An 11757-nucleotide genomic window follows, 5' to 3' on the forward strand; every position below is an offset into this window, starting at 1 on the left:
CGTCGACCCGACGACGGTCGACGCGACGAGCGACGTCGTGGAGTTCCGCTTCGCCGTCGAGAACACGGGCAACGTGACGCTCGGCTCGCTCGAGATCGTCGAACAGTCGTTCACCGGGAGCACGGTGCTGCCGACGATCTCGTGCTCGGCGACGACCCTCGCCCCGGGTGCTGACACGCTCTGCACCGTCGACTACCCGGTCACCCAGGCCGACATGGATCAGGGTTCCGTGGAGAACACCGCGATCGCGCGAGCGCGATTCGACGGCGCGGATGTCGACTCCGCTCCGTCCACGGCGACCGTGACCGTCACGCAGCTGCCGTCGCTCGACCTCGTGAAGTCGGCGCTGCCGACCACGATCGGGTCGCAGGGCCAGACGATCACCTACTCGTTCCTCGTGACGAACGACGGCAACGTGACGATCGACGCGATCGACGTGCAGGAGACCGCCTTCAGCGGCAGCGGTGCGCTCGGGGCGATCGTCTGCCCCGCGACCGAGCTCGCGCCGGATGACGACATGACCTGCACCGCCTCCTACCAGGCGACCCAGGACGACATCGACGCCGGCGCGATCGACAACACCGCGACGGTGACCGGCGACGACCCGAGCGGGGCGGCCATCCCCACGCCGCCGACGTCGACCGTCTCGGTCACCGTCGTGTTCGCCCCGGCGCTCACCCTCGTGAAGACGGCGGACGTGACGCGCGTCGATCGAGCGGGGGATGTCATCCGCTACGAGTTCCTCGTACTGAACAACGGCAACGTCACACTCGACGGGCTCACCATCGACGAGACCGCGTTCACGGGCGCCGGTTCCCTCAGCGCGGTCACGTGCCCGGTGTCGACGCTCGCCCCGACCGATCGCACGACGTGCACGGCCGACTACACGGTCGTGAACGCCGACGCCCGCGGTGCCCGGATCTCGAACACCGCCGAGGCGCTCGCGACCTATGCGCTCGGTGGCGCGCCGGTGAGCGTCACCTCGACCGACTCGACGGCGATCGTCGCCGTCGGCTCCGGCGTGTCGGGCGGGCTCGCAGCGACGGGGACGAACATCCCCCGGTGGCTGCCGACCGCCGCCCTCGTGACCCTGCTCGGCGGTCTGGTGCTCGTCGTCGGCGGGAACCGGCGTCGCCCCCTCGCGGGTTGAGTAGCGCCGCGCGCAGCGCGACGCGTATCGAAACCGCACTACGCATCGCCGCGGGTTGAGTAGCGCCGCGCGCAGCGCGACGCGTATCGAAACCCCCAGGTCTGCGGTGCCCGGTTTCGATACGCGTCCGCCTGCGGCGGGCGCTACTCAACCCACGAAGCGGGCGGTGATCGTGCGGGCGGCCTCCTCGACGGCGCGGCGGGTCTGCGCCTCGGTGATCGACCAGGTGCCGTGCACGAGGCGCGGCCAGAAGACGGCGGAGGCGATCATCCCGAGGTACTGCGTCGCCGCGGTCTCGACGTCGGCGACCCCCTCGTCGCGGAGGTAGCGCCGGAGGGAGGCGAGCACGGGGAGGGTGCCGAAGTCGAACGTGCGCTCGCGCAGCTCGGGAAAACGGGCCGACTCGGCGATCACGGCGCGCATGAGACCGACCATGCGCGGACGGTTGAGCACCTCGACGTACGCGAGACCGAGTGTGAGGAGGCTCGCGAGAAAGTCGCCCCCGGGCAGGTCGACGTCGCGCCCGGGCGAGCCGCCGGCCGCGAGCACCGTCGCCTCGAAGAGCTCGGCCTTCGTCGGGAACTGCTTGAACAGCGTCGCCTTCGAGACTCCTGCGCGCTCGGCGACGCGGGCGAGCGAGGTGCGGTCGTAGCCGGACTCGAGGAACAGGTCGGCGGCGGCATCCAGGATCGCGGCACGGTTGGTGGCGGCGACGGTGCGGTGGTAGTCCGAGAGTTCGCGCGGCACCACCTCAGTCTGCCATGAGGTGAGCCACTTGACTCACCTCTGCTCGTCGGGTTACCGTCTAGTGGTGAGCCGACCGACTCACCACTAGAGAGGAGGACCGATGTCGAAGGTCATCGTGCACGCGACCATCACCCTGGACGGCTTCATGGCCGACCCCGACGGGGGTGTCGAGTGGATGTTCGACTTCCCCACGGCGCCCGACGACTACGGCGTCGTCGAGAAGGTGCTCGAGAACCTCGGCGCCGTCGTCGGGGGAGCGAACAAGGCCCAGACGGTCGACGACGGGCAGGAGCCGTACGGCGGCAACCCGCCCGTGCCGGTCTTCCTCATGACGCACACGCCGCACGATCCGATCGTGAAGGGCGACCGCACCTACACGTTCGTCGTCGACGACATCGCGCACGCGGTCGACCTCGCGACGCAGGCGGCCGGCGACAAGTGGGTCAGCATCCTGGGGGCAGCGTCTCGCGGCAGTGCCTGAAGCTCGGGCTCGTCGACGAACTGCACCTGGATGTCGTGCCGGTGCTGCTCGGCGACGGCATCTCGCTCTTCGGCGGGCTCGGGATGCGCGTCGATCTCGAGCGCCTCCACACGTCGGCGTTCGCGAGCGAGACGCACCTCATCTACCGCGTCGTGAAGGAGCCCGCGTAGTGGCTTACGCGGGCACGGTGTCGGCGTCGACGACGCGCGGATCCGAGAACGAGGCCGACTGTCGGCGGGCCGCAGGCAGTAGTTCCGCGAGGCCGGCGCGCGCACTCGACTCCGAGACCTCGGTGCCCGCGGAGTAGATGACGAGCGCTCCGAGCGGGGCCGCGTCCCTGTCCATGATCGGCGCGGCGATGCGTACGCCCGTGACGTCGCTCTGGGCGTGCGCGGCGCGCGTGCGCGTCACGGCGAAGCCGCGCTTACGTGCCCGGGCGAGGACGCGATCCTCGTCGTCGACGACCGCGGGTAGCCCGGAACGGGCGCTCTCGCCGATCATCGCCTTCATGATGATCGCCTCGGCCGTATTACGGGTGTCGAGGAGCGTCCCCTTCGCGGGTGCCGGGACGGCGTGCGAGGGTGCGAGCGAGGCTCCCACGCGCGGGTTCCCGCCGTTGTGAAGCACGAAGAGCGCCGACCACCCCGTCACGTCGACGAGCTGCCGGAGCTCGGACAGGGTCGCGACCCGCAGCTCGGGCAGCGGACGGATCTCGCCGATCACGCTCCGCCAGCGCCAGCCCGGTGAGTAGGTCGAGTCGGGGTTCTGCACGAGCCAGCCGCGGCAGCGCAGGTCGTGGACGATCCGATGGGCGGTACTCCGCGGGAGGCGGCTGCGCGAGGCGATCTCGCTGAGCGTCGAGGAGGGCACCATGTTCTCCATCACGGTCAGACCGCGTTCGAGGTGACTCCGCCCATCCATCGTTCCACGCTAGCCATTCACCGTGCGCGTTGGCCGCTCAGGCGAATCGCTCCGGACGGAACGCGGCGAGCAGCGGCGTGGGCGTCGCATCGGCGAGCTCGTCGGCGATGAGAGCCGCCAGCGCGGGAGCCAGGGTCGCGCCGCTGTGCGTGAACGCGAGGTAGGCGCCCGGAAGCCCCGGGACGGGTCCGACCGCGGGCAGCCCGCCGCCGGGGACGGGGCGCAGCCCCGTTCCGACGACCTCCGCCTCGAGCACGCCGAGATGCCGGTAGTAGCCCCCGACGGTGTCGAGGACGGCGCGGATGACGTCGTCGCCGACGGCGACCTGCTCACCGTCGTAGGACGCCTGTGATTCGACCCACAGCGACTGCACGACGAGGCGGCCGCCCTCGTCCGCGCGGACGGAGGCGCGCGGCGCCCGCAGCATCCGACGGGGTCTCGCGGCGACCGGGCGGGTGCGGATGAGCACGGCGGGTCGGCTGTCGTCGGGGATCCGGATCGACGACGCCTCCACGAGCGTGGGCGACTGAGCGCCGGCCGCGACCAGCACCAGGTCGGCCCGGACCACGCTGCCGTCGGGGAGCCGCGCGCCCGTGACGCGACCTCTCTCGATCTCGAGGCTCGCCCCGGCGTCGTCGAGCACGAGGTGCCCGCCCCGCTCGAGGAACTGCGTCGTCGCCTCGCCGATGATCGTCGGCAGATCCACCCACCCCTCGTTAGCCGTCCAGAGGATTCCGTCGTCGGGAAGCGCGTCCGGCGCGAGCAGCGGCTCGAGCCGGGCAGCCTGCGCGCGGGTCAGCAGCTCGACCGCTCCACCCTCCGCCTTGACGCGGTCGTAGGTGAGCGAAGGCGACTCGATCCCCGAGTAGCCCTGGATGCCTTCAGCCGCCTGCGAAGGGTCGTCGAACGCGAGGATGCCGGGGAAGCGGATCGCGGACGCGAACCGGGAGGTCTGCGCGAGCTCCTGGTAGCGCGCCATGCCGAGGGCGCGCAGCTGGCGGTACGCGGCGGGAGCGTCCGCCGCGGAGTTGATCCACGAGAACGAACGCCAGCTCGCTCCGTGCGGAGGCCGGGTGCCGATGAGCACGACGTCGCAGCCGCGGCTGACGAGTTCCAGGGCGCTGAGTGTTCCGACGATCCCGGCGCCGATGACGGCGACCTTCTGTGTAGCGGTCATCCCGTCAGGATGCCTTCTCACGCACCGCGCGTACATGCGATTCCGGGAGACGGGATCGATCGTTCCGGCAGCCGGAATCGACTTGCCGGGTCGCCGACGCTTGCCGAGACTGCTCACGCCGCACGACGACGAGCGGCCCTGACGAAGGGAATCCCGAGTGAAGTTCTCTTGCACCAAAGCCATCCGCACCACAGCAGCGGTCGGCATCGCGGCAGCAGCCCTCGCGCTCGCCGGTTGCACGACCGACACGCCCGCAGCCCCGGAGGAGACGCAGATCGACGAACTCGTCGCCCTCGTCCCCGAGGACATCGCCGAGCGCGGCGAGCTCCTGGTCGCCGTCAACCCCGACGTGCCGCCGATCAAGTTCGTCGACGAGAACGGGGAGCTGACCGGATTCTCGGTCGAGCAGCTCACCGCCGCCGGCGAACTGCTCGGGCTCACCATCACCTTCGAGACCGCCTCGTTCGACGCGATGATCCCGGGGATCGAGTCGGGCGATTTCGACATCCTGATCTCGCTCGGCGACCTCCCGGCCCGCCAAGAGGTGCTGCGCTTCATCGACTACGCGCAAGCCGGCATCTCGTACGTCGCCGACCCGGGCTCGGGCATCGACGCGAACGACCCGATGAACCTGTGCGGGCGCACGGTCGGTTTCGCCCGCGGATCGCTCACCCAGTCGACCACCGAGGAGAACTCGGCGGCCTGCGTCGCGGCGGGCGAACCCGCGATCAACGGCGTGCCGTACCAGGACCTCAACGCGACGCTTCTCGGTGTCGCCAACGGAGACGACGACGTCGCGTTCGTCGACTCGGCGGGGGCGTCGTACGTCGTCACGCAGAGCCCCGAGCTCTACGAGATCGTCGGCCAGGACTACTTCGGCCGCTACGGCATCGGCTTCCCGGCCGACCGCGAGGATCTCGTCGACGCGTTCCGGGCGGCGCTGCTGCACCTCGTCGAGACCGGCGCCTACGCCGACCTCGCCGAGAAGTGGAGCATGACCGACGACGTCCTGCCGACGTTCCCGATCAACCTGGCCGATGCCTGATCGTTCCCTGCAGCTCCCCGCGGACCTGACGGTCCACGCGCGGCCGCGTCCCACCAGGTACCTCTGGTGGGGCGTGGCCGCCCTGGCCGCGTTCGCCGCGTTCTGCTTCTTCGTGCTCAACCCGAACTGGAAATGGGACGTCGTCGCCCGCTACCTGTTCAATCCCCAGATCCTCAACGGCGTCGGCAACACGCTGCTGCTGACGCTCGCCTCCACGTCGGCCGGGCTCGCGGTCGGCATCGTGCTGACCAGCATGCGGATGTCTCGCAACCCGGTGCTCCGCGCGTTCGGGTTCCTCTACATCTGGTTCGTCCGCGCCACCCCGGCGCTCGTCGCGCTGCTGTTCGTGTACTTCGCCTCGGCACTGCTGCCGTCATTGGCGATCGGCATCCCGTTCACCGACATCGTCTTCTGGGAGATCGACACCAAGTCGATCCTCGACCGGTGGTCGGCGGCGGTCATCGGCCTGGCCTTCTTCGTAGGCGGACACACAGCGGAGATCATCCGCGGGGGCCTCATCTCGGTGCCACCCGGACAGTGGGAGGCTGGCCGTGCGATCGGGATGTCGAAGGTCCGCACGCTGCGGGTCGTCATCGTCCCGCAGGCGATCCGCGTGATCATCCCGCCGATGGCGAACGAGCTCATCACCATGTTCAAGAACACCTCGCTGGTGTCGGTCATCGGGTTCGTCGAGCTGCTCACGACGACCCAGCTCATCTACTCGCGCACGTTCGAGACCATCCCGCTCCTCACGGTCGCGGTGATCTGGTACCTCGGGCTGACGAGCATCGCCATGATCGGCCAGCGGCAACTCGAGAAGCGATTCGGACGGGGATTCGATGTCAGGACCTGACCAGGTGGTGCTTCGCGGCACCTCGATCGTGAAGAAGTTCGGCGACTTCGTCGCCCTCGACGGGGTCGACTTCGAGCTGCACGAGCGTGAGGTCGTCGCCGTCGTGGGCTCGTCCGGCTCGGGCAAGAGCACGCTCGTGCGGTGCCTCGGTCTGCTCGAAGAGATCGACGGCGGGGCGATCGAGTACCGGGGCGAGCTTCTCGGTTCCGAGGTGCGCAAGGGCCGGCTCGTGCGGGTGGCGGAGCAGGTCGCGACCCGGCAGCGTGCGCACTTCGGCATGGTGTTCCAGTCGTTCAACCTCTTCCCGCACATGACGGCGCTTCAGAACGTGCTGAGCGGCCCCCGCTATGCGCAGGGTCGGCGGGACGCGGGGACGAGGGAGAAGGCTCTCGCGCTGCTCGAGACGGTCGGGTTGAGCGACAAGGCTCACCGCTACCCGAGTGAGCTGTCCGGCGGGCAGCAGCAGCGGGTCGCGATCGCGCGTGCGCTCGCGCTCGAGCCGGACGTCATGTTCTTCGACGAGCCGACGAGTGCGCTCGACCCCGAGCTGGTGCGCGAGGTGCTCGAGACGATCAAGGCACTCGCGGAGGGTGGGATGACGATGGTCATCGTCACCCACGAGATGAGGTTCGCCCGGTCCGTCGCCGACCGGCTCGTCTACATGGACCGCGGCACGATCGTCGAGTCCGGCGACCCGGCCACGGTCATGGATCACCCGACGACGGATCGGGCCCGCCAGTTCTTCTCGAAGGTGGGTTGATCGTGCAACTGCTCGTCGTCGTCGACGGTCTGCCGCTGGGGGTGGCCGCGGCCGCCCTGTCCGTGATGGAAGGCGTCGGCGTAGAGGTCGCGGGACCCGTGGGTATCGAACCGGACACGACCCACGTCGAGCTCGCCCTCGTGGCCGGGGCTCGTTCGACGACGCTCCAGGGTGGGAGCCTGCCGGATGCGGTGCTGCTGAGCGCCGAGGGCCGGTCCCCGTCGGGCGACATCGAGGCGATCCTCGAGTGGTCCGATCCCGAGCTCGTCGTCGTGATCGGCGGCGGGGTACGGGGTGCGACAGATCTCGCCGACTTCATCCGCAGCCACGGGCTGGACGGCGGTCGGTTCGCGCTCCTCAGCGGATTCCCGTTCGTGCGCGCCGATGGCGTCTCCGTCGCCGGCACCGTCGGCAAGCGCGAGCTCGCCGCGGGCTTCTTCGGCACTCCGACACCTTCCGCCGAGGCCGCCCTGCGGGAACTCGTGCCCGGCCTGCGCGTGACGTCGGTGCTGGGCACCGTGCTGTCCGCGGCCAACGCGTTCATCCACGTCCCGCCGATGATCGTGAACGCCGCGAACGTCGAACTCGGCGTGCCGATGGGTCTGTACCGGGAGGCCTACACGCCCGCGGTCGCGCGGCTCGCGGAAGCCCTCGACGCCGAGCGCCTGCAGATCGCGTCGGCTCTCGAACTCGACGTGCTGCCACTTCGCGAGATGCTCGACGTGCACTATCGGGATCAGGGGATGCGCGGCGCCGATCTCCGCGAGATGATCACCACCTTCGGGCCGTACGAGTCGATCCCGCTGCCCGCGAGTCTGGAGCATCGCTACCTTGTGCACGAAGTGCAGACGACTCTCGCACCGCTCGTCGGGATCGGAGAATCGCTGGGGGTCGGGGTCGAGACGATGACCGCGGTCGTGAGACTCGCGGAGCTGCTCGTCGGACGTTCACTGGGTTCCGACGACGTCCAGCTCGTGCAGACCTTCTTCGAACGTTTGGCTCCCGAGCACGTCTCGGCGGGTATCGAATTCTGACGCCGCGGGATCCGAGCCCACGGCACAGGGAGGTCAGCACATGACGGTGAGCGCATTCGAGCTGTTCTCGATCGGCATCGGCCCGTCGTCGTCCCACACGGTGGGCCCTATGCGCGCGGCCCGCAGGTTCGCGGAGGGACTCGAGGCGTACGGCCTGGAGTCCGTGACTCGTCTCCGGATCGAGCTCTTCGGGTCGCTCGGCGCTACGGGGCGCGGCCACGCGACCGACACGGCGGTCATCCTCGGGCTGACCGGTGAGGACCCTGCGACCGTGTCGGTGGCCCAGGTCCCCGCGTTGCTCGAGGAGGTACGGGCGACCGGCCGCGTCACGCTGCTGCGCCGGCATCCGGTGCCGTTCGTGGAGGGTGAGGACCTCGTGTTCGCCGGCTTCACTCGTCTGCCTCGCCACCCGAACGCGCTCACCTTCACCGCCTGGGGTTCCGACGGCGCCGTACTCGCCATCGAGACCTACTACTCGATCGGGGGCGGATTCATCGAACGCGACGGCGACGCCGAGGCCCGGGGGGATCGGCTCGGAGCCGTGCCTCATCCGTTCTCGACCGCCGCGGAACTCCTTGCGATCTGCGAGAGCACCGGGCTCGCCGTGAGCGATGTCGTGCGTGCGAACGAGCGGACGGTCGCCACCGACGGTGAGATCGATGAGGGCCTCGACGCGATCTGGCAGGCGATGAGCGAGTGCGTCGCCGCCGGGTGCGAGAACGAGGGCGAACTGCCCGGCGGGCTCCGCGTGCAGCGTCGGGCGCCCGGACTGCACCGGCGTCTGCAGGCTGCCGACACCGCGGACCCGTTGACGGTCATGGACTGGGTGAACGTCTTCGCGATGGCCGTGAACGAGGAGAACGCCGCGGGCGGCCGCGTCGTCACGGCACCGACCAACGGCGCCGCGGGGATCCTCCCGGCCGTGCTCCACTACTACGTGCGCTTCGTCGACACGGCCTCCGCGGAGGGGATTCGACGGTTCCTGCTGACGGCGGCCGCGATCGGCGCCGTCATCAAATCCACCGCCTCGATCTCCGGTGCCGAGATGGGGTGCCAGGGGGAAGTGGGCTCGGCGTGCGCCATGGCGGCCGGCGCGCTGTGCGAGCTTCTGGGCGGATCGCCCCAGCAGGTCGAGAACGCGGCCGAGATCGGTCTCGAGCACAACCTCGGCTTGACCTGCGACCCGGTCGGCGGTCTCGTGCAGATCCCCTGCATCGAGCGCAACGCCATCGGAGCGGTCAAGGCGATCAACGCGGCACGGATCGCGATGGCGGGCGACGGAACGCACCGGGTCAGCCTCGATCAGGCCGTCGCGACCCTGCGCGACACCGGCAACGACATGCTCGCCAAGTACAAGGAGACCTCGCTCGGCGGACTCGCGGTCAACGTCGTCGAGTGCTGACGGTCAGGGACGCCCGACGACGACGATTTCGTCGGCGAGCCGACGGAGCCGGGCTTCGTCGACCTCGATGCCCAGGCCCGGCCGGTCGGGCAGCGTGACGACGCCGTCGCGGATGTTGGTCGCGAAGTCCGTGGGATCGTCGACGAGCCGCAGCGTGGACATGAACGCCTGCCCGGCATCCACGACGCCCGAGGCCGTGACGGCGTGCTGGAGGGAGGCCGCCTGGGTGATCCCGAACTCGATCATCGAGTTGAAGAAGCACTCGATGCCGAACGCCCGAGCGACGGCGGCGATCCGCTGCGCCCTCAGCGGTCCACCGTTCTTGGTGCTCTTGATGCTGAAGACGTCAGCGGCCCCGGCGGCGGCGAAGCGTCCTGCGTCGGCGAGCGTGATCACCGATTCGTCGGCCGAGATGCGCACCCCGGAAGCACGCACGAGCTCCGCCATCCCCGCCAGGTCGTCGCGGTGGATCGGCTGCTCGAAGAAGGCGAGACGTTGCGAGTTCTCCGAGGCCAGGAAGGAGCGCGCCTCGTCGAGGGTCCAGCCCTGGTTGGGGTCGCCGATCAGGATGATGTCGTCGCCGTAGCGCTCCCCGAGAGCGGCGAGGCGTGCAAGCTCGTCGTCGGGTGGAGCGCTTCCCATCTTCAGCCCGAACGTGCGGTAGCCGGCGGCACGGCGTTCGTCGATGATGTCGATGTCTTCGTACGCGCTGCCATTGCTGAGCGGCCACAGCAGAGGGAACGTCGTCTGCTGCACACCGCCGAGGAGGGTCGACGCGGGCACACCGATCCGCTTGCCGGCGAGATCGAGCAGGGCCATGCTGATCGCGCCTTTCGCGTTGAGCCGCGGCTCGACGAGGTCGTCGAGCAGCGTGTCGGCGAAGGCGGGAGACGGGACGCGGTGGGCCAGCAGTGCGGGGAGCATCCTCTCGACGAGGTCATCCCGGATGCTCCGCGGAGTCTCACCCGTGAATCCACCGAGTGCGTCTGCCTCGCCCCAACCGACGGCGCCGTCCCCGTCGACCAGTCGCACGACCACGGCGGTGTGCGTCGTGATCTCGCCACCCGAGAGCCGGTAGGGGGCGACCAGTCGCGACGTGATCGTCAGCACCTCGGCCTCGACGAGGTCGGCGGCGAGCGGGGCGGTTGCGGACGGATTCATGTGGGCCTCCGACGACCAGAATGCCGACGCGCAGGCGTGCGTCCTACTCGGTTCCGCGAGCCGGAACCCCCCGGCCGAGCCGGAGCATCGCCCACGTCTCGACGGTCGTCCACTCGCCCTTGAACCAGTCGGCATCCACCGCGGTGCCCTCGTGGCGGAAACCGAGCCGGGCGAGCACCGCTTTCATGGCCGCGTTCCGGGTGTCGCACTCGGCGTAGACCCGGTGGGCGTCGCGGACGTCGAGGAGGTGCTCGGTCACGGCGCGCAGCACGGTCGTCGCGAGACCCCGCCCCTGAGCGTGCGGGGCGATCGTGACGCCGAGCTCGAAGGTGTCGGGCTGGGAGTCGAGCCGGTGCACGGCGACGTCGCCGAGCAGCGCGCCGTCGGGCGACCGGATGCCGAACTGCATCCACTCGCCGACCGCCGGAAACTCCTGCCCCGCCTGCGCCGCGACGAGCGCCCGGGCGTCGTCGACCGAGTAGTCGATCATCCAGCTCTGGTACCGGGCCACCTCGGGCACGCGGCGGTAGGCGACGAACGCGTCGACGTCGGCCGTGCCGAGCGGCGAGACCTGGAGTTCGGGGAGCGTGAGAAAGGACATCGCCTCACACTCTGGCGCACCCGGCTGGTCAGGCCCGGCGGGCGCGCGTGGAGCGGGCGACCGCGGGTTCCCCGCGTGGCGTCTTGCGGCGTGCCCAGCGGGCCGGCAGGTCGGGCCCGTCCCACACCTGGATGACGCCCCACACCGCCGCGGTGATCGGGACTGCGAGCACGGCGCCGATGACGCCGCCGATCGCCGCGCCGACGGTGAGGGCCACGAGGATGACGAACGCGTGGAGCTTCATCGACCGTCCCATGAGCACGGGCTGCAGGAAGTTGCCTTCGAGCTGATTGACGAGCACGACCACTCCGACGACGAGCAGCGCGTCGCCCTCGTCGCCAACGACTGGGTCAACGCGCTGCTCGTCGTCGGAGTCGTCGTGCTCGACAACCAGCTCGGGGGCAACTTCCTGCAGCCCCTGCACA

The 11757-nt window shown here is 69.9% G+C and carries 14 protein-coding genes and 1 pseudogene; 9 read left to right on the top strand and 6 right to left on the bottom strand.

Annotation, left to right across the window (positions count from 1 at the left end; translation table 11 throughout):
• A partial coding sequence (locus ACO1X9_RS03275) for a DUF7507 domain-containing protein (protein WP_486349397.1) occupies positions 1 to 1150 on the top strand: 1150 nt, incomplete at its 5' end.
• Between the two features lie 147 nt (positions 1151 to 1297).
• Here the strand turns inward: ACO1X9_RS03275 and ACO1X9_RS03280 are convergent.
• The gene (locus ACO1X9_RS03280) at positions 1298 to 1897 is read right to left on the bottom strand and encodes a TetR/AcrR family transcriptional regulator (RefSeq protein WP_486349398.1); all 600 of its coding nucleotides are present in this window, start codon (positions 1895 to 1897) and stop codon (positions 1298 to 1300) included.
• A gap of 100 nt (positions 1898 to 1997) precedes the next feature.
• On the opposite strand from ACO1X9_RS03280, the gene ACO1X9_RS03285 reads away from it, so the two are divergent.
• Both ACO1X9_RS03285 and ACO1X9_RS03290 read left to right on the top strand, forming a co-directional pair.
• The gene (locus tag ACO1X9_RS03285) at positions 1998 to 2378 is read left to right on the top strand and encodes a dihydrofolate reductase family protein (protein ID WP_486349399.1); all 381 of its coding nucleotides are present in this window, start codon (positions 1998 to 2000) and stop codon (positions 2376 to 2378) included.
• Positions 2336 to 2548 (top strand): dihydrofolate reductase family protein, encoded by a 213-nt coding sequence (locus tag ACO1X9_RS03290; RefSeq protein ID WP_486349400.1) that lies wholly within the window; start codon positions 2336 to 2338, stop codon positions 2546 to 2548. Before ACO1X9_RS03285 ends, ACO1X9_RS03290 begins: the two co-directional genes overlap by 43 nt.
• A gap of 4 nt (positions 2549 to 2552) precedes the next feature.
• Here the strand turns inward: ACO1X9_RS03290 and ACO1X9_RS03295 are convergent, their stop codons facing one another.
• Positions 2553 to 3299: a helix-turn-helix domain-containing protein gene (locus tag ACO1X9_RS03295; RefSeq protein ID WP_486349401.1), complete on the bottom strand. Its 747-nt coding sequence runs from the start codon at positions 3297 to 3299 to the stop codon at positions 2553 to 2555.
• A 37-nt stretch (positions 3300 to 3336) separates the two neighbouring features.
• Positions 3337 to 4476 (bottom strand): NAD(P)/FAD-dependent oxidoreductase, encoded by a 1140-nt coding sequence (locus tag ACO1X9_RS03300; protein WP_486349402.1) that lies wholly within the window; start codon positions 4474 to 4476, stop codon positions 3337 to 3339.
• Positions 4477 to 4633: 157 nt separating this feature from the next.
• Between ACO1X9_RS03300 and ACO1X9_RS03305 the strand changes: the two genes are divergently transcribed.
• The 5 genes from ACO1X9_RS03305 to ACO1X9_RS03325 are packed head-to-tail and all read left to right on the top strand — an operon-like array spanning position 4634 to position 9570.
• Positions 4634 to 5521, top strand: a complete 888-nt coding sequence (locus ACO1X9_RS03305; RefSeq protein WP_486349403.1) for an ABC transporter substrate-binding protein — start codon at positions 4634 to 4636, stop codon at positions 5519 to 5521.
• The gene (locus tag ACO1X9_RS03310) at positions 5514 to 6374 is read left to right on the top strand and encodes an amino acid ABC transporter permease (RefSeq protein ID WP_486349404.1); all 861 of its coding nucleotides are present in this window, start codon (positions 5514 to 5516) and stop codon (positions 6372 to 6374) included. The genes ACO1X9_RS03305 and ACO1X9_RS03310 overlap by 8 nt, the downstream gene beginning before the upstream one ends.
• Positions 6361 to 7134, top strand: coding sequence for an amino acid ABC transporter ATP-binding protein (locus ACO1X9_RS03315; RefSeq protein ID WP_486349405.1), 774 nt, complete (start codon positions 6361 to 6363; stop codon positions 7132 to 7134). Before ACO1X9_RS03310 ends, ACO1X9_RS03315 begins: the two co-directional genes overlap by 14 nt.
• Before the next feature lie 2 nt (positions 7135 to 7136).
• Complete coding sequence (locus ACO1X9_RS03320; protein WP_486349406.1) at positions 7137 to 8168, top strand: NAD/NADP octopine/nopaline dehydrogenase family protein; 1032 nt, start codon at positions 7137 to 7139, stop codon at positions 8166 to 8168.
• Between the two features lie 40 nt (positions 8169 to 8208).
• Entirely contained in the window at positions 8209 to 9570 is a 1362-nt protein-coding gene (locus ACO1X9_RS03325) for an L-serine ammonia-lyase (protein ID WP_486349407.1), read from the top strand.
• Between the two features lie 3 nt (positions 9571 to 9573).
• Here the strand turns inward: ACO1X9_RS03325 and ACO1X9_RS03330 are convergent, their stop codons facing one another.
• From ACO1X9_RS03330 to ACO1X9_RS03340, 3 genes and pseudogenes are all read right to left on the bottom strand, one after another.
• Complete coding sequence (locus ACO1X9_RS03330) at positions 9574 to 10731, bottom strand: enolase C-terminal domain-like protein (RefSeq protein WP_486349408.1); 1158 nt, start codon at positions 10729 to 10731, stop codon at positions 9574 to 9576.
• Between the two features lie 43 nt (positions 10732 to 10774).
• Positions 10775 to 11332 (bottom strand): GNAT family N-acetyltransferase, encoded by a 558-nt coding sequence (locus ACO1X9_RS03335; protein WP_486349409.1) that lies wholly within the window; start codon positions 11330 to 11332, stop codon positions 10775 to 10777.
• A gap of 28 nt (positions 11333 to 11360) precedes the next feature.
• A pseudogene (locus ACO1X9_RS03340) lies at positions 11361 to 11657 on the bottom strand (AI-2E family transporter); the annotation flags it as partial.
• Between ACO1X9_RS03340 and ACO1X9_RS03345 the strand changes: the two are divergent.
• The coding region (locus tag ACO1X9_RS03345) for a hypothetical protein (RefSeq protein WP_486349410.1) at positions 11565 to 11757 on the top strand (193 nt) is incomplete at its 3' end. The pseudogene ACO1X9_RS03340 and the gene ACO1X9_RS03345 overlap by 93 nt on opposite strands.

The organism is Pseudolysinimonas sp. (assembly GCF_057350545.1).

Excerpts from the sequence above, each read along its gene's own strand:
- ACO1X9_RS03285 (WP_486349399.1), top strand. The coding sequence starts at position 1,998 with ATGTCGAAGGTCATCGTGCACGCGACCATCACCCTGGACGGCTTCATG.
- ACO1X9_RS03295 (WP_486349401.1), bottom strand. The coding sequence starts at position 3,299 with ATGGATGGGCGGAGTCACCTCGAACGCGGTCTGACCGTGATGGAGAAC.
- ACO1X9_RS03300 (WP_486349402.1), bottom strand. The coding sequence starts at position 4,476 with ATGACCGCTACACAGAAGGTCGCCGTCATCGGCGCCGGGATCGTCGGA.
- ACO1X9_RS03310 (WP_486349404.1), top strand. The coding sequence starts at position 5,514 with ATGCCTGATCGTTCCCTGCAGCTCCCCGCGGACCTGACGGTCCACGCG.
- ACO1X9_RS03315 (WP_486349405.1), top strand. The coding sequence starts at position 6,361 with ATGTCAGGACCTGACCAGGTGGTGCTTCGCGGCACCTCGATCGTGAAG.
- ACO1X9_RS03325 (WP_486349407.1), top strand. The coding sequence starts at position 8,209 with ATGACGGTGAGCGCATTCGAGCTGTTCTCGATCGGCATCGGCCCGTCG.
- ACO1X9_RS03330 (WP_486349408.1), bottom strand. The coding sequence starts at position 10,731 with ATGAATCCGTCCGCAACCGCCCCGCTCGCCGCCGACCTCGTCGAGGCC.
- ACO1X9_RS03335 (WP_486349409.1), bottom strand. The coding sequence starts at position 11,332 with ATGTCCTTTCTCACGCTCCCCGAACTCCAGGTCTCGCCGCTCGGCACG.